Origin of the sequence: Rudanella paleaurantiibacter (genome assembly GCF_009184635.1) — a bacterium.
Taxonomy (GTDB): domain Bacteria; phylum Bacteroidota; class Bacteroidia; order Cytophagales; family Spirosomataceae; genus Rudanella; species Rudanella paleaurantiibacter.
Map to the genome: position 1 here is coordinate 135,092 of NZ_WELI01000001.1, position 16,674 is coordinate 151,765.

The following is a 16,674-nucleotide window of genomic DNA, read 5'->3' on the forward strand; positions in this document are numbered from 1 at the left end:
CCAAAAACGCTAAACCCAAAACGGCTATCAGTCGGCCAGCTCAAACATGGCTTCGATTTCGACGGAGATGTTGCCCGGCAACGAGCCCATTCCGACGGCACTACGCACGCCCACGCCGTTTTCTTCGCCCCAAATCTTGGCAAACAGCTCGCTGCAACCATTGATTACCTTGGGGTGCTCACCAAACGTTTCAACGGCGTTGACCATGCCCAGCACTTTCACTACGCGCTTCACGCGGTCGAGGCTGCCCAAAGCCGCCTTGAGCGTAGCCAGAATCGCCAGACCGGTTTGCTGAGCGGCCGCAATGCCAGCTTCCATATCCACTTCGGAGCCGACACGGCCCACCATCAGCGTATCGTCGGGTTTGTACGGGCCGTGGCCCGATACGTAAATCATGTTGCCCACAATCAGCGAGGGCTTGTAAACGCCTTTGGGGGCCGGGGCTGGGGGTAACTGAAGGTTGAGGGCCTGAAAATTCTGTTCGGGAGACATAGGGGGGAGTTTACAGTTTATGGTTTATAGTTTATCGTTTCTGGTCTATGGTTCCTGGTTGCGTATGAATAACCATAAACCAAAAACGATGAACCCTATTCTTACCGACGGCGCAGCAGGGCGTCGCGGGTGAGTGTGATGAGGTGGCCCACTGGTTGTCCGTTGCGGTAGGTAATTACGCGCAACGTGATGGGGCCATCGGGTACGGCAACGGGTTGTGTGTACTTAGCCGACTGAGCATCGGGCATCGTATCGTCGAAGGTATAGTGAATATCGAGGCCCGGAATTTCGCCTTCCAGTTCGAGCATCAGTTTACCGTCTTTCTGAACCGCGCGAATGATGGGGTCATAAATCGCTTTGGCGTAGTTGATGTTAGCGGCATCGGCGCGCCCGAAATGGGTTTCCATCCGTTGTACAAAATTCGGCCAGTTTTTGGCTTCTACCGGCGACCAGAACACCTCCGACAAGGCCCACGCCCGCGGGAAGGTCATGTATTCCATGTGCCGAACCGTCGGGATTTGCTCGGTCCAGAGGTTGCCCTGCCCGCCCAGAATCCGCTTGGGATCAACGCCCGGCGGCACGGGGTCGTAGCTGTAGCTTTTCTGTGCCCGCAACGATGCATAAATGGGCGGGTCGATGGTGGGGTCGCCCTGGGTGTAGTCGAGGTAGGCGAAGGTAGTCGGGGTCATTACTACGTTGTGCCCGGCCTGAGCCGCTTCGATACCGCCTTTGATGCCCCGCCAGCTCATGACGGCCGCATCAGACGGAACGCCCCCTTCCAGAATCTCATCCCAGCCAATCATCTTCTTGCCTTTCGACTGCACAATTTTGGCCACCCGCTCCATAAAGTAGCCCTGCAAATCTTCGACGTGCCGGATATTAAGCTTCTTCATCAACGCCTGACAGCCGGGGTCAGCCGCCCAGAAACCCTTGTAGCACTCATCGCCCCCGACGTGGATGTACGGGTTCGGAAACAGCGTAGCTACCTCGGTAAATACCTTGTCCAGAAACTCATACACCTTCTCGTCTGACGGGTTGAGGGTATTTTCTACGAGCATCTTAAACGTACCGTTGCCGTACCACTCCGAGAAAGCCGTGCCGGGGTTTACGCTAACGGCCGCTTTGGTGCAGCTCAGTTCGGGGTAGGCGGCCAACGCGGCCATGCTGTGGCCGGGCACGTCAACTTCGGGTACGATGGTCACATGGCGGTCGGCGGCATAGCGCACTACCTCCCGGATATCGTCGTGGGTGTAAAAACCGCCGTACGTGGTTGGTTCGTTGGGTTTGGGGGCTTCGCGCTGCCCAAATTTACCCGACCGGGCTACCCGCCACGCACCCACCTCGGTGAGTTTGGGCAACGACTTGATCTCGATTCGCCAGCCGTTATCGTCGGTTAGGTGCCAGTGAAACGTGTTGTATTTCAGAGCCGCCAGCTGGTCGATGTAGCGTTTTACCTCCTCTTTGGTGAAGAAATGGCGGCTCACATCGAGCATGATGCCCCGCCACGGAAAGCGCGGATAGTCGGTGATGTTCACGGCCGGGGCAGTCCAGGCTACGTTGGCCACTTTGCTGCCGTTGATTTCTTTCGGAAGCAGTTGCAAAAACGACTGAACCCCGTAAAAAAGACCGGCGGGCTGGTTGGCCGCAATCACCACCTGCTTAGGCGTTACCTGTAGGGTGTAACCTTCCGGGCCGAGCTTTTGGTCGGGCGTGGCGTTAATTTTCAGCTGAATGCCGCCCCGGTCGCCGGGTACAGCCCGGAGTTTGAACCCCGTGGGCGTGTTCAGTTTTTGGGCGAGCATATCGGCCGCGTACTGCGCCGGTAACTGCCCGAAATGAATGCTGGTGGTATTGGTGAGCCGAAACGTACCTGCCCCGGCCTGTACCGATACGGGCTGCGGAATAATCGAGATCGGCAGCTGTTGGGCAGCAAGCGACATCGAAAACAGCAAAAAGCCGTTTAAGAGGGCCAATAATGATAATTTCATCAATCCTGTGGTTTATGAAGTTCGTGAAATAAAAAGGACAAACTCGTTTTGCCAAATCGGTGGGCTTGGCCGTTCTCAGAAAAAACCGAAGTGTGTCCCAACCCTTTTAAAGCAAAAAGGGTCTTAAGGCTATCCATGCCGATACGAATCTTTCGCTTTCGAGGTGAAAAGAGGAGGTCGGTGGTCCACGATTCCCGGTTTACCTAAACAGCAAAACAATGAAAAAAGCACGCATAGGTACGCATTTGCTCACTACCGTGGCTACTACGCTCGCTCTGGTAGTGGGCTGCACCTCGTCGCCCCAAACGCCCGACCCCGGCAGCACGGCCGGCTCGTTGCGGGTGTCGGCTCCGTTTGCCGCCCAAACCACCGATTTTGCCTTTGATCTGCTCAAGCAGGTTAGTGCGCAGGATGGTAGAGAGACCAACTCGTTTGTGTCGCCCCTGAGCCTGCACATGGCGCTGGGTATGTTGCTCAACGGAGCCAAGGGCCAAACCGCGACCGAAATCCAGAAAACGCTCAAGCTCGATGCCCAAACGCTGGCCGAAGCGAATCAGACCTACACCAATCTGCTCGAAAACCTGCCCGGCGTTGATCCCAAGGTGAAACTAACGCTGGCCAACTCGGTCTGGTACCGGCAGGGGTTTGCCGTCGAAACGTCGTTTGAGGATGTGCTGCGGAAAAGCTTTAAGGCCGAAGTAACGGCTCTCGATTTTGCCAGCCCTACGGCCAAAGACCGCATCAACACCTGGGCGAGCAACCAAACGAACGGTAAAATTCAGAAGGTGATTGAGGAGGTGAAGCCCGACCACGTTATGTTTCTGCTCAATGCCCTGTATTTCAAGGGCGACTGGAAAACCGAGTTCAAAACCGAGCAAACCGTGGAAATGCCGTTCCGGCTGGCGTCGGGGGCGACCAAAAATGTGAACATGATGCGGCTCAACACCGGCCTGCGTCGGGTGTTCCGGCCTACGTACACCGCGTTTGAGCTGCCCTACGCCAACGGCAACTTTGCCATGACGGTGCTGCTGCCCGCCGAAAACTCATCGGCCGATGCGCTCATCAATAGCCTGAACGGTGCCGCGTGGACTGCTCTCCAGAAAGACATGACGGAGGGGACTATCGACATCGGGATGCCCCGGTTTACGCTGAACTACGAAATTCAGTTGAACAACATTCTGTCTAAAATGGGTATGCCAACCGCATTCTCCAACGCGGCTGACCTCTCCGGCATCCGGCGCGAGGGCGGACTCAAAACCGATTTCGTGAAGCAGAATACCTTTATCGCCGTCGATGAAAAAGGCACCGAAGCAGCCGCCGTCACCTCCATCGGAATTGTGGTCACGTCGATGCCGGCCTCGTACCATTGCGACCGGCCGTTTGTGTTTGTCATCCACGAAAAAACGTCGGGTACGGTGCTATTTACGGGGAAAATCGCCAATCCGCAGACCAACGGATAAGGGCAGATGCTAATTTAGGCGAACCAACCGCCTGAGTTAATGAGTCCAATAGATGCGGTTGGACAACGGATGATAGCACAACGCATTTCTAACATTTTGGTGGCTTTGTGGCTGGGCTGTATGCTCACCGGTACGGCCCAGCCCTTGCCCAACAGCCCCGACAATGTGGGCGCCATTAAAGAGGCCGATATTAAGCGCGACCTGTTTGCCCTCTCGGGTGATCATTTCCGGGGACGCCGGGCCGGTACCCTCGACGAGCTGCGGGCGTCTATGTGGATTGCCGAACAGCTCCGGGCTATGGGCCTGCAACCGGCCGGCGACGACGGTACGTACTTTCAGTTTTTTCACCTTCAGCGCACCCGTATTTCTGAAACCAGCCGCCTGACCATCGGCAACCGTACCCTCGAATACGGCGAGGATGCCATTGCGCTGGCACCGGCCATTGCCTCAGTGGTGGCTCCGCTGGTGTACGTAGGTACCGGCACACCCGACGATCTGGCAAAGGTCGACGTGAAGGGCAAGGCCGTTGCGATTCTGTTTTCGGGCAATCCGCCGGGCGATATGAGCTACCGGCGGTTCTTGTTTTCGAGCATGCAGCAGCGGTCGGCGGCTCTGGTAAAGGCCGGGGCGGTGGCTGTTTTATTTGTGTCGGATGCGCCCGCGCAAGCCATTTTTGAGCGGTGGAGTGGAGCCTACGATGCCGGCCGGTACGACCTGCCCGGTGGCCCAAACACCCGGGTGTTCAGCCAGGCACCCACCATCTGGCTACCGGCTAAGGCCCTGCCCTGGGTGCAGCAACCCGACGCGCAGTTTACCAACATCGTCAACGTCGAGAGCTTCAGCTATCCGTCGGTCAATATTGTGGCCAAAGTGCCGGGCACCGATCCCGTGCTCAAAAACGAGTACGTGCTGTTCAGTACCCATCAGGACCACGACGGGCTCCGGCGTCCGTTTATCGAGGGCGACTCCATTTACAACGGGGCCGACGACAACGCGACGGGCTGCGCGGCTGCCATGGCTATTGGCCGGGCGTTTGTGAAGAAGCCCGGTAAGCGGTCGGCGCTGATTGTGTTTCACGGGGCCGAGGAGCGGGGTCTGCTGGGCTCGCGGTATTTTGTAGATAACCCAACGGTGCCTAAAAACAGTATTATAGCTTGCCTGAACGGTGAGATGATTGGCCGGAATGCCCCCGACAGTGCCGCGCTGCTGGGCTCTCAGGTGCCCCACCGCAACTCACCCGATTTGGTCAATATTGCTTTGGCGGCCAACCGGGCTACGGCCAATTTCAAGCTCGATACGCTCTGGGACCGGCCCGACCACCCCGAAGGCTGGTATTTCCGCAGTGACCACCTGCCGTATGCGCGGGCGGGAATTCCGGCCATTTGCTTTACTACTCTGTTGCACCCGGATTACCACACGGCCAACGACGAGCCCGACCGAATCGATATTCGGAAGCTAACCAACGTAACCCGCTGGATGTACCGAACGGGCTGGGCCGTGGCCAACAATCCCAAACGCCCCGCCGTTGATCCCAATTTTAAGCTCGAACGGTAAAGTCCTTACCGAATACGGCCATCTGCCACGGCCTCGTCGTCTTCGCCCCGGTTCAGGTTACCATTGCCGGGCGTAGAGTCGAGGTCGGTGCCGGTGGCCGTACTTATTTCGCATCGGAGCTGAAACGGTCCTCTGACCGCTCCAACGCGTAAGATAAGCACCTGTGTGCCAGTTTGGTCCGCATCGATTAAGCCGATTGGCACCATAACCACCCCGCCCGTTTGGCTCTGACCGGCGGTTGGCAGCAGTTGCCAGCCTGCCGGGAGGGTAGTTTGCACCGAAACCGCTGATGCCGAAAGCCCGCCCGCGTTGGTCACCCGAATCTGTAGCTGAAGCGTGTCGCCGGGTTGGGCAACACGTCGGCTTAGCTCGGTGGTGAGACTGAGGTCGGTGTGGGTCGAGTCGGGGAGGGGTTGGTTCGAAAGTACGGGCGGTAGCACACGCCCGTTGGGGTTGGGCGACACCCGGCGGGTAAGCACCCCATCAAGGGTGCGGACGTCGGTACCGGCCATGTCGTTCTCGCCATCGTCGGTGCCGGAGCCGGGCAAACTGTTCGGGTCGGTTTGGTCGAGGGCCGTAATTTCGGCCCGATTGTCGAATACGCCCGGTGCCCTAACAACCGCGCTGAACGTGAGCGATTGGGTAGCCCCCGGTTCCAGTCCGGCCAATGTGGTGGATAGTACACCACTCAACGCGCTCACCCCAGTACTGGTACCGAATTGGAGGGCATCGGGCAGTCGGTCGGTCAGGCCAATATGGGTGGCATCGTCGGGGCCGTTGTTGGTGACCTGAATCGTGTAGGTGAGGTACCCACCCACGGGCACAACCCGCTTATCGACGTGCATCTGCAAAGCCAGATCGGCCTGGTCGGGGAGGGATTTGGGCGTTGGTGCCGTTTCGTTGGCGATGTACACCGTATGCCGTTTGTCCAGAAAAGTCCCTTCAACCCACACCCCCGTGCCGGTGTCGCCCTGCCGCCGTACCGACAGCCGGTACCGGCCCCACTCAATACCGCCCACACCCAAGGCCACCGGCGGGTAGTTTCGGAACTGGTTAAAGCTGGGGAAGTTGGCTGTTGGGCTCGCTAGGGTCCAGTTCGTATCGGTAAACAAGCCGCCATCGAGCCGTTGCATCCGTATCTCGACCGGCTCCGACGCCCACACCAACGCTTCGAATCCGTGCGTTGGCGCATCGTACCGATACCCGATCCGCACGATGGCGGGGTCGGGCTGCCCGCCAGTCACGAACGGGGTCGAAGGGGCCGGGTTTATGGCTGGTGCCGCTACCGGGTCGATCTGAAAAGGTTCGCTCCAGCTGCTATTCAGAACAGGCGAGGTGGTTTGCACCCGCACCCGATACACGCCCGGCCCAATTCGATTGGGTATAATCCAACGAATCGGATCTTGGTCAGTAACGAGCTCTGATTGAGCCACAATTACCTCGTCGGTTGCGCGGGCCAGTTGAAGCCGGAACAAGTTGCCGGGCAATAACGGAGCTGTTTGTACGAAGGGCACCGAAAGGGTATCGCCCGGACGGCGGCTGAGTGGCAAAATATAGCCGGTGGTAAGCATGGCCACCGAGTCGGGCATGAACGGTGTTGCCGAGTTGAAAAATTGACCGGAGAGCCGTTCGTTCCAAAGGGTGGCCAGTAGGCTTAACCCCTTGTTTCCCCCAAAATGCAGGCCGTCGAGTCGCAGAGAGTCACTCGTGTAGAGGTCGGTTTCGGGGCCGGGCCAGATGTTTTGTGTGCTGGTAATGAGGTTGTTTTGTGCCTGGATAATGGCATTGCTGGTGGTGCCGCTGATGTAGCTGGCGCGCGACATGAGCCAGGGCAGTTGCGCAAAGCCGGTTTGCTGACGGGTTTTCTGAATCACCGTGAGCAGGTTGTTTACATACGTTTGTACCGAGGTGCCGCCCAGATTGTCGCTTTCGCCCTGATGCCAGAGAACGGCTCGTAACCCCGTCCGGGCTGCGTAGTGCCGTAACGCAACTCCCAACCGGCGGTAGGGCGACAGGTACGCCGGGCCCACGCCACTTGCGGTTTGGGCCCACTCGGAGCTGGAGGTGCCCCCCTGAGCCGCACCCAGAAACAAGACCGGCACGTTGAGCCGTCGGGTCAGGCTATCGCCCAGAATAGTCCAGATGTACGGAGGGTTGGCCGGGCCAACGTTCGTTTTGGCACCGGCCCGGCTAAACGGTAGCAGAAGGCATTGCTCGGCGGGGTCGTCTTGCCGAGAGTCGATGCAGGAAACCCGGTCGTCGGTGGCATCAACGGATTCTTCAAACACACCCAATGCGTTGGATTGGCCCGCTACCACGAAGACTTCGCCCACACCAACCCGGTTCAGCGTGGTTTGGGCCAGCACCGCAAAACCGGCTTTGGCACGTACCTGAAGCTGATACCACCCTCCCTGTGCCCGCACATGCCCCCGAAACGCGGTTGTACCATTAATGAACGAGAGAGATTGCCAGTTGGTGGATGTTCCCAGCCCCTCAGTCAACGGCAAAAGACGGGCCTCAATGCGGGTGGTGCCGGTGGGAGCGATGCCCGTTACGGGTACGCGGGCTTCATTGTTCAGGGCACGCTGATAAACAACCCGCGCTTGTGGGGTGCTCAGGGTAATGGATTGTGCCTGAATGGTCAGGGTACTGAATAGAAGAAATAGAAACCGGTAAAATGACGGCATACTGTAACGGCTCATGGTGGGTGGTACCCGGCGGGCCGGGTGTACTATCAGCATCTAATTACTGGCAATTGGACGCCGATGAAAGCAAACGTACTATGTTTTTATTATGCGTAAAGGTGTCTATTTATTTCTAAACCTTCATATGTATTTGGGCGGATTAATCGGTTTATAACTGAGCTTTTACCGGGTCTCTGGCCGCCTTGTATGAAATATTGTACTTGCTGTATTTGAGCTTGTGTTTAAGTAAGTTTTGAGTATGCTTTTCGGTGTAATTGTGTACGAAGAACCTGAGTAAATAATTGGGGTTCTTTGTCTGTTTTATCGGCTGGGCGATTCTTTCGGAATAGCGTGTCGAGTCAGGATGCGCTGTTTTTCGGCTTGACCAATGGCTGTTTTGCGAGGCCGGTGGAGCTCGGTTTGGGCCGCGCGCCCGGTGACAGCAATGTCGACAACCGGAGCCGGGTAATCGACCCCAACCTGAAACCGATAAAGTGCCTGCTCAAGTGGGGGCATGGTCCAGGGTTGATGGATGTAGGCGTTGGGGCAATGGGTGAGCTCGGGCACCCACTGTCGGATAAAAACACCCTCGGGGTCATGCTCCTGCGATTGCTTCACGGGGTTGTACACGCGCACGGTGTTGGTACCGGTCATGCCGGCCTGCATCTGAATCTGCGCGTAGTGAATACCGGGCTCAAAATCGGTGTAGAGCCGTGCCAGATGCAGGGCCCCCTCTTTCCAGTGTTGAAACAGATGGTGGGTCAGAAATGACGTGAGCATGGCCCGCATCCGAAAGTTAATGTACCCGGTTTGGTTCAGGCAGCGCATACAGGCGTCTACCAACGGGTACCCGGTGCACCCCTCGGCCCAGGCCTGGTACTGCTCAGGATTGGTGTGTTTGGCGAGGCCGTCGAACGCCCGATTCACATTTTCGAACTCAATTCGGTCTTCGCTCTCAAACTTCTGGATGAAGTGACAATGCCACCGCAACCGCGACGCAAAGGCGGCTAATTGCCGCTTATGCCTGCTGGTTCCTTTGGCGGCCTGTTGCGCCCCAAATACCTGCCGAATGCTCAGGCAACCCCATGCGAGGTAGGGCGACAGGCGGCTGCATCCCCGCCGACTTTCGAGCGGTTTTGAGATGCTCTGCGCGTAGAGGGCTATCCGGTCGGTGAGAAAGGAGTGGAGATACCGGTGGGCATTGTACTCCCCGCCCGGCTGAAAACGTCCATTGGGCTGTTGCCACGCATCGGGTAAGGGGCCCCCTTTTTGCTGCTCGTACCAGGTGGGGTCGAGGTGGGCGGGTAGCCAGTGAGGTAGGTCGGGGTGTTGTTGCGGAGCCCGAACAGTCTGATACCAGCGGGCCGTCCAGTCGGTACGGTTGGTGAGTCGCCGAATCACGCCATTGCTCTGAAACTCCTGCCATTGTATGCCCTGCTCGTGGCAGAAACGGGCCACGGCTTTGTCGCGCTCAAAGGTGATGCGCAGGCCCGTTTCTTCGTGTGAAAACAAGTTCTGAATGGTGTATTGGCTATTTAACTCGGTAAGTACGTCGAGCACTTCCCGGTGAAACACCCAGAGCTGTTGCGGGCCGGGTGCCGGGCGTTCGGCCGCTGTTGGCGGTAGGGGTGCTTCCTCGTCAAACACAAACGGCAACCATTCTACAGGCTTCGGCGGCTGGATGGTCAATGCCGCCGGGGACGCCAGTTGCAGGTCGGCGAGTTGGCGGTTGAGGTCGGTAAGGCACTCGTGCACAAAACGCCAATGGCGTCCGTCGTAATTCGGATCAGCCACTACCGAGGGTTCAAAACAATAGAGCAACAACAGCGGGACACCGGCCGCGCAGGCGTCGATAGCGGCCTGCAAGGGGGCATGGTCGCGCAGGCGCAGGTCGCGTTTGAACCACAGGATGTTTATCGTCGGGCGTGTCTCCACAGGGTCGGGCAGGGCCGAATAACTCGGCAAACCCTTCAATGAAGCCATTGTTGACCCTTTTTGTTTTGGGCCGGTTAGAGACCTGACCTCGCTTGCCATTGCACGGCCAACGTGTTACATTATAATCCGCCTAATCTTGTACCTTCGGATTCAATCCTGCACAACCAAACCTGATATGACTCCCGAAACCGCTTTCACGCTGGCCAACGCGCTGGTGTTTCCGCAATGGTTGCTGATGGCCGTAGCCCCGCGCTGGCGGGTGACCCAATGGCTTGTGACAACGCTCGTAATCCCGATGGTTCTGGCCGTGATGTACCTGGCCTACCTCTTCACCGGCTCGAAACCGCTTGACTTTATGGCTTTCAGCACGTTGCAGGGTGTTATGTCGCTGTTGGGTTCGGGCGACAAAGGCCCGGCCCTGGCGGGTTGGGTTCATTACCTCGCCTTCGATCTGGTAGCCGGTAGCTGGGTACTCCGCGACGGGCAGCAACGCCAGATTCACCACGGTTTGCTGGTTCCCTGTCTGCTATTCTGTTTCATGCTTGGTCCCACGGGCTTACTGTTGTATGGAATTGTGCGGCTGGTGGCATCCCGGAAGTAAACAGCTATGATTTGCTTCCGGCAACCTCCTATTTTCTTTGGCCTTTTACTGGGACTCTGGCTCTGTAAACCATACTCAGGTTACGGCTGTAGCTGCGATCCATTGCGTAGCGTTCAGGCAGAGTACCAGGCAGCTGATTTAGTGGTTTACGGACGAATAAAGATAATGAGGTTTCTGCCCTGGGCTGACACGCAAACAGTCAATCTACTGGAGGGGGCTTGGCTACTCAAGACCGTTGCCCGTTTGCCTGCTCACCCTCATATTTGGGGCTCAACCCGCGCAGTAATCATCGAAGTACTACATGGTTTTAAAGGTGCTCACAAGGGAGATGTTATCACGGTGTTTACGCCTGTTAGGATAGCTGCCTGCGGCTACAACTTTGCCAGTGTAAGTGCGAATTATATCATCTATGCGATCAGAGATAATTTCGATGGAAGTAGCCAGATTCAGGCGCGTCTGTCTCGGCCTTTTACATTGGATACCTTCTGGACAAGCCGCTGTAACCGCACGCAACCGTATTCGATCCGCGAAATCACTGCTCTGGAAAAACTCCAGTCAGGCAGTGAAAAGTATGTAAATCGGCGAAAATCGGGCTAATTGGCGTCATTCGCGTGCTATTCTATCGCAACTCCTTCCAGCTATACGCGTACAAGCCCACAAAAATGAGGCTGAAAAACACGCCAAATGAAGTGTGCAATGCGCTGAAACCAAGTAAGGCAATGGGCGCAATGATACCCACCAATACGCCCGTTACATACACGAAAAAACCCAGCCGACGCCCGAAGAACATTAGCAAGGCACCCACCAGCGTGATGAGGTTGTAGACAAAGCTCGAAGCGGCCAACGGCCGAATTTCTTCGGGGTCGCCGGGGATGGGATCATCGCTATTAGAGCGGTCTTCGAAATACTCAGGGGGTTTGGTGGGGTCCACCTCGCGCGGGCGGTCGATGCGCTGGGTGCGGGCCACGTCGGCTGTTCGGGTGTATGATGTGGCACTATCGATAAGGCCGATTCCGCAGCTCATAAACGTCAGGATGCACAGCAGGGTCAGAAAGTCGGAGCGTTTGGGGCGGGCCGACGGGGTCGCAGAATCAGATGAAGTCATCGTTTTTTGAATTCGTATAAATCCGGTATAGTTTTGACAAAACGTAGTACGCCAACAGGCGGCCTCCCCGGCAGGGTAGCCATTACGTTTCAAAGAGCAAAACAAACGAAAAACCAATTACCAATGACTTTACAGGAACTTACTGAGCAGATCCGACTGAAAGCCGCCCATGCCGACGGCCTCGACGCTACCGTGAAAATTGATACCGATCAGGGCCCTATTTTTATCGACGCCCGTCAGTCGCCCGCCGTCGTAACTAACGACGATCAGCCCGCCGATACGACTATCTCGGTCAGTGTGTCTGACCTCGTAAAGATGGGTTCCGGCGATATGAACCCCATGATGGCCTTCATGACCGGTAAGCTGAAAGTAAAAGGCGATATGGGTCTGGCCATGAAAATGGGGCAGATTATGGGATAAGGTGAATGAGCGATTGGGCGAATGAGTGATTGAGTGAAGGGAGAAAGGAGACTCTGCCCTCTTTTATGTAAGCATATCGAGGAAACGCCGTTTTCGGGTTTCATTCACCCAATCACTCATTCGCTCAATCACTCATTGTATGAAGCGTCGCAACTTTCTCAAAACCAGCGCCGTGGCGGCCGCTGGTTTTTATATTGTACCCCGGCACGTGCTGGGGCGGGGCTTTGTGGCCCCCTCCGATAAACTGAATATTGCCGCTGTGGGCTGTGGCGGCAAAGCTGACTACAATATTCAGCAGGCCTACAATGGGGGCACCGACAATGTGGTGGCCCTTTGCGATGTGGACGACCGGCAGTCTAAAAAGTACCGGGCCAAGTTTCCGCAGGCACCATACTTTAAGGATTACCGGCACCTGTTCGATCAGGCCGGGAAAACCTTCGACGCGGTCATTATCAGCACGCCCGACCACATGCACGCACCCATCGCTATGGCGGCTATGCAATTGGGTAAGCACGTGTACGTAGAAAAACCCCTCACGCACAACATTCACGAGGCCCGGATGCTCACCGAAGCCGCCCGCAAATACAAAGTGGTGACCCAAATGGGCAATCAGGGTAGCAGTGGCGATGCCACCCGGCACATTGAGACGTACATTCAGAAAGGTCTCATCGGGCGCGTACACAAAGTGGAGTGCTGGACCAACCGCCCCGTTTGGCCGCAGGGGGTGAAGTCGCCCAAAGACCGGGGCGAAAGCCAGCCCGTACCGCCTGAGGTCGACTGGAAACTGTGGCTGGGGGTGGCTCCGTTCCGCGAGTATCACGAGGCTTACATGCCGTTCCGGTGGCGGGGCTACTGGGATTTTGGAACCGGGGCGCTCGGCGATATGGGTTGCCATTTTATGGATGTACCCTTCCGCGCTCTGAAACTCAAATACCCCACTTCGGTCGAGTGTAGCGTGGGTTCGGTGTACGCCGATTTTTTTCAGGAGGCCTTTTTCGACGATGTGTGCCCACCTTCGGCGGCTATTCACCTCACATTTCCATCGGCCGACCCCAAGGTGAAGGAGATTAAGTTTTCGTGGTATGATGGAGGCATCCGGCCGGCCTTGCCCGACGGCATACCCTACGAAGTAATGTTTGCCAGTCAGGACGGGGGCATGATTTTCTACGGCTCCAAAGGGATGCTCACGGCGGGCCTGTTTGGCAATAATCCGCGCCTGTTTCCCGAAGAAAAATTTAACGGCAAAAAGCTCCCTGACCCCGAAAAGCCGCTGGTGGAGGGCAACGTAGAAGGGCATCAGCAGCAATGGGTCAAAGCCTGCAAGCAGGGGTACGGCGCTTACACCTCGTCGTCATTCGAGGAGGCCGGGCCGCTCACCGAAACCGTACTGATGGGCAATCTGGCTACCCGTAGTTTTATGTACCGCGAGGGCAAGCAGTTTCCGGGTCGCAAAAAACTGCTTTGGGACGGCGAAGCGATGCGTATCACCAACTTCGATTACGCCAATCAGTTTGTGAAATAGGGAGAAAAGGAGAGAAGAAGGAAAGGAAGAAAGGGAGGAAAGGAGAAGATGAAACTACGCTTGCGTCCCTTTCCTCCTTTCCTCCTTTCCTCCTTTCCTCCCTTTCTCCTTTTTCCTACAACCCCCGATTCGTTACGTCACGTTCGGGGTCGATGGTGCGGTCGGAGTCGGTGCGGTGCATATCGGCGTTGGTACCCGACAGGTTTTGCACGTCGACATCGGTATGGCGCACCGTATCGCGGATGGTCTCGTCGCGTTCGGTCACGTCTTTATTCAGGCGAACCTCTTCCACAACCCGGGCCTCTTTGCCCACCACGGGTACCTCAGCATGTTCCACCATTTCGACGTCGCCCTCGCGGAAAGCCGTAAAATCGGCGTCGGTGGCCGGGCGGTTCACGGGGTTGCGCTCAACCCGGACCCGCTCTTCGCGCAGGCGGACGCTCTCTTCTACGGGCCGTTCTACGATCCGGCTCCGCAGCCGCATACCGCCCCGTTCTACGGTCCGCTTGCCTACGTTCAGCTGTTCGTCGATAATCGGAATGTTGAGGCTCTCGTCGTTTGTGGTGTTTCTGAACTCGTCCCGATCCATCCGGCCCCGATCCAAATTATCGTGCTCATTCAGGTTGGTATCGGCATAATTGGTCGTACCTGAAGTGGTAATGCCTGAGGTGACACCGTAGGCCGGGGCAAGTGGGTCGGCCGATACACCGGTGCCCAGCGTTGAACCCGGGTAGCCCTCGTCGGTTGTGTACGAGCCCCGGTTACCAGCATAGGTGCCGCTCCGGTATTGTTCGGCCCGCTCGTCGACATCAATCGCACCGGCATCGTCCATAATATCGGCTGCCCGCTGGGCTTCATCGGCATCCATGGCGTGTACGGTCAGAATAGAGTGACGGTCGCCCACGGTGGTGTAATTGTCGCGCATCCGCCGATCGTCGTCATCGTCGGTGCCAAAGAGCGACGCAAAGAACCCGCTAATGCCGCCTTTTTCCTCGCGGTGTTCGTGGGTGTATGAGCTATCAGTTTGGTACGAGCTGCTGCCAGTCATGTCTGAGCTGGTTTGCGCTGAAAGGTCGATGTTGTTGCGCGAGAAACCCGCTTCCATCAATTCCTGCATTGCCTGTTGGGCTTCTGAGGCATCATCGAAGACGCCGATCACGGTCTGTGCCATGGTTTTGTTTTTTTAACGTTGATACTTCATTTATAACTCAGCAGATGAGTCCGTTGGGGGTGATGCACTGGGTACCCGTTCGACGCTGACCGTCTCCTGCCGTAGCGACACGGTCTCCTGCCGATAGGTGTGCACGGGCTTGCGGGTAATGTGAACTTCTTCGACCAAAATCAGTCGTTTAAGAATTGTTACCTCTTCGCGCAGCACGGGTATGATGAGCGTATCGCCCTCGTGCCGTACCGGGGGAGCTGTATCGATAACCTGATTGACGGCCACCCGATAGACCTCCGTTTCTTCATGCATTTCGGGCAACTCAACCGACTGCACCGTTTCCTCGACCGATTTGCTTACCCGAAGGCGACCCGTTTCGACAAGCTGGCTATCCACCCGTAGTTCTTCCGCCCGAACCGGAATCACCACTGAGTTGGTCTGCTCAAATGGCCCTGGCTCCTGTTCTGTGTTGGGCTGCTTTTCCGGTTGATTATCCATTTATTTATTGCCTATGGGTTTAGTAGGTGAACAGGTGGGGGTGCGGGTTGTTTTGAAAAATTTCGTTATCCGAATTAAATTTTTCGTGAGCCTGCTCGGGTAAATAGGTGGTTTCTTTGACTGATAAATAGGTTAGAGTGAACGCCGTTGAGTAAGCATATTGAGCGTCATTTAGGACTATTCCGATAAAGCCCTATTTTTGTTGCGTACAATCACCACCTGCTTTGGACAGTTCGACGGTAACTCCCTCTGATACCATTTACGTTGTTATTCCTCTTTTCAATGATTGGGAGGCACTAAGCCTGTTGCTCGAACGGATGCGCGCGGTGGTGCCCGCTCCCTTACTGGACCGGCTCTCGTTTCTGGTGGTCGATGACTGTTCGGCGCAGGATTACCGCACGTTGCCAACGGGCATTGGGCGGTCGTTGTCTATTCTGCGTTTGTATCGCAACGTGGGCCATCAGAAGGCCATTGCCCTGGGGTTGTCGTACCTGGCCGACGAGAAAGTGTCCTGCCCGGTGATTGTGATGGATTCCGACGGTGAAGACCAACCCGAAGACATTGCCCGGCTGGTGGCAGCTTCGGAGCAGCAACCCGGCCATGTGGTGTTTGCGCACCGTGCCAAACGCCGGGAGCGACTCCTGTTTCGGGTGTTTTATTCCCTCTACAAAGGCATGTTCCGGCTGCTGACGGGCAAGGTAATTACGTTTGGTAATTTCAGCCTGGTACCGGCCCCGCTGCTGCGTAAACTGGCGCACGTGTCGGAGATCTGGAATAATTATCCCGGCGGAGTTATCCGGTCGCGGTTACCCTACACGGCCATTCCGCTCGAACGTGGCAAGCGGCTGGCGGGCGAGTCGAAAATGAATTTTGTATCGCTCATTCTGCACGGCCTCAGCACCGTGTCGGTCCTGATGGATACCACGGCCGTGCGTATTGCCTTATTTTGTGTGCTGGCTGCAGCGGCCTCGGTAGTGGGCATTGGTTTGGTGGTGGTGGTGCGGTTCTTTACTGATTTTGGCCCTAAGCCGGGGGTACCCAGCTGGGGCAGTTTTCTGGTGTTTTCGTTTCTGGTGGTGATTATGCAGGCCTTCCTGATCTCGCTACTTCTGGTTTTTATTGTGTTGACCTACCGTACCCAACCGCAGTTCATTCCGGCTATTGAGTACCAAAGCTTTGTAGAACGGCGAGAGGTAATATACTGACGTTGGATACTGGACGTTAGACGCTGGACTAAAACCGAAAGTCTATTG

14 protein-coding genes are annotated in these 16,674 nt (G+C 56.5%); 7 read left to right on the forward strand and 7 right to left on the reverse strand.

The features are described from left to right. Positions 1-27: 27 nt before the first annotated feature. On the reverse strand, positions 28-492 hold the full coding sequence (locus F5984_RS00565) for a RidA family protein (RefSeq protein ID WP_152121831.1): 465 nt from the start codon (positions 490-492) through the stop codon (positions 28-30). 101 nt (positions 493-593) lie between these two features. Beyond that, complete coding sequence (locus tag F5984_RS00570; RefSeq protein ID WP_152121833.1) at positions 594-2,480, reverse strand: beta-N-acetylhexosaminidase; 1,887 nt, start codon at positions 2,478-2,480, stop codon at positions 594-596. Positions 2,481-2,698: 218 nt separating this feature from the next. Between F5984_RS00570 and F5984_RS00575 the strand changes: the two genes are divergently transcribed. Together F5984_RS00575 and F5984_RS00580 are read left to right on the forward strand one after the other, a co-directional pair. After that, on the forward strand, positions 2,699-3,940 hold the full coding sequence (locus tag F5984_RS00575; RefSeq protein ID WP_152121835.1) for a serpin family protein: 1,242 nt from the start codon (positions 2,699-2,701) through the stop codon (positions 3,938-3,940). Positions 3,941-3,979: 39 nt separating this feature from the next. After that, the gene (locus F5984_RS00580; protein WP_152121837.1) at positions 3,980-5,494 is read left to right on the forward strand and encodes a M28 family peptidase; all 1,515 of its coding nucleotides are present in this window, start codon (positions 3,980-3,982) and stop codon (positions 5,492-5,494) included. A 5-nt stretch (positions 5,495-5,499) separates the two neighbouring features. Here the strand turns inward: F5984_RS00580 and F5984_RS00585 are convergent, their stop codons facing one another. Both F5984_RS00585 and F5984_RS00590 read right to left on the reverse strand, forming a co-directional pair. After that, complete coding sequence (locus F5984_RS00585; RefSeq protein WP_185155380.1) at positions 5,500-8,196, reverse strand: sialate O-acetylesterase; 2,697 nt, start codon at positions 8,194-8,196, stop codon at positions 5,500-5,502. A gap of 303 nt (positions 8,197-8,499) precedes the next feature. Beyond that, positions 8,500-10,161: an FAD-binding domain-containing protein gene (locus tag F5984_RS00590; RefSeq protein ID WP_152121841.1), complete on the reverse strand. Its 1,662-nt coding sequence runs from the start codon at positions 10,159-10,161 to the stop codon at positions 8,500-8,502. 127 nt (positions 10,162-10,288) lie between these two features. Between F5984_RS00590 and F5984_RS00595 the strand changes: the two genes are divergently transcribed. After that, positions 10,289-10,714 (forward strand): ABA4-like family protein, encoded by a 426-nt coding sequence (locus tag F5984_RS00595; protein ID WP_152121843.1) that lies wholly within the window; start codon positions 10,289-10,291, stop codon positions 10,712-10,714. Between the two features lie 6 nt (positions 10,715-10,720). Continuing rightward, a complete protein-coding gene (locus F5984_RS00600) occupies positions 10,721-11,311 on the forward strand; it encodes a hypothetical protein (RefSeq protein ID WP_152121845.1) in 591 nt (196 codons plus the stop codon). Positions 11,312-11,333: 22 nt separating this feature from the next. Here F5984_RS00600 and F5984_RS00605 read toward each other — a convergent pair whose 3' ends face one another. Continuing rightward, positions 11,334-11,819 (reverse strand): hypothetical protein, encoded by a 486-nt coding sequence (locus F5984_RS00605; protein ID WP_152121847.1) that lies wholly within the window; start codon positions 11,817-11,819, stop codon positions 11,334-11,336. A gap of 123 nt (positions 11,820-11,942) precedes the next feature. Between F5984_RS00605 and F5984_RS00610 the strand changes: the two genes are divergently transcribed. Then, positions 11,943-12,239 (forward strand): SCP2 sterol-binding domain-containing protein, encoded by a 297-nt coding sequence (locus tag F5984_RS00610; RefSeq protein WP_019988052.1) that lies wholly within the window; start codon positions 11,943-11,945, stop codon positions 12,237-12,239. 139 nt (positions 12,240-12,378) lie between these two features. Beyond that, the gene (locus F5984_RS00615) at positions 12,379-13,761 is read left to right on the forward strand and encodes a Gfo/Idh/MocA family oxidoreductase (RefSeq protein ID WP_152121849.1); all 1,383 of its coding nucleotides are present in this window, start codon (positions 12,379-12,381) and stop codon (positions 13,759-13,761) included. 115 nt (positions 13,762-13,876) lie between these two features. On the opposite strand, the gene F5984_RS00620 is transcribed toward F5984_RS00615, so the two are convergent. Next, positions 13,877-14,932, reverse strand: a complete 1,056-nt coding sequence (locus F5984_RS00620; protein WP_152121851.1) for a YsnF/AvaK domain-containing protein — start codon at positions 14,930-14,932, stop codon at positions 13,877-13,879. Positions 14,933-14,962: 30 nt separating this feature from the next. Further along, positions 14,963-15,421 (reverse strand): YsnF/AvaK domain-containing protein, encoded by a 459-nt coding sequence (locus F5984_RS00625; protein WP_152121853.1) that lies wholly within the window; start codon positions 15,419-15,421, stop codon positions 14,963-14,965. 224 nt (positions 15,422-15,645) lie between these two features. Between F5984_RS00625 and F5984_RS00630 the strand changes: the two genes are divergently transcribed. Beyond that, entirely contained in the window at positions 15,646-16,626 is a 981-nt protein-coding gene (locus F5984_RS00630) for a glycosyltransferase (protein WP_152121855.1), read from the forward strand. Positions 16,627-16,674: the final 48 nt, after the last annotated feature.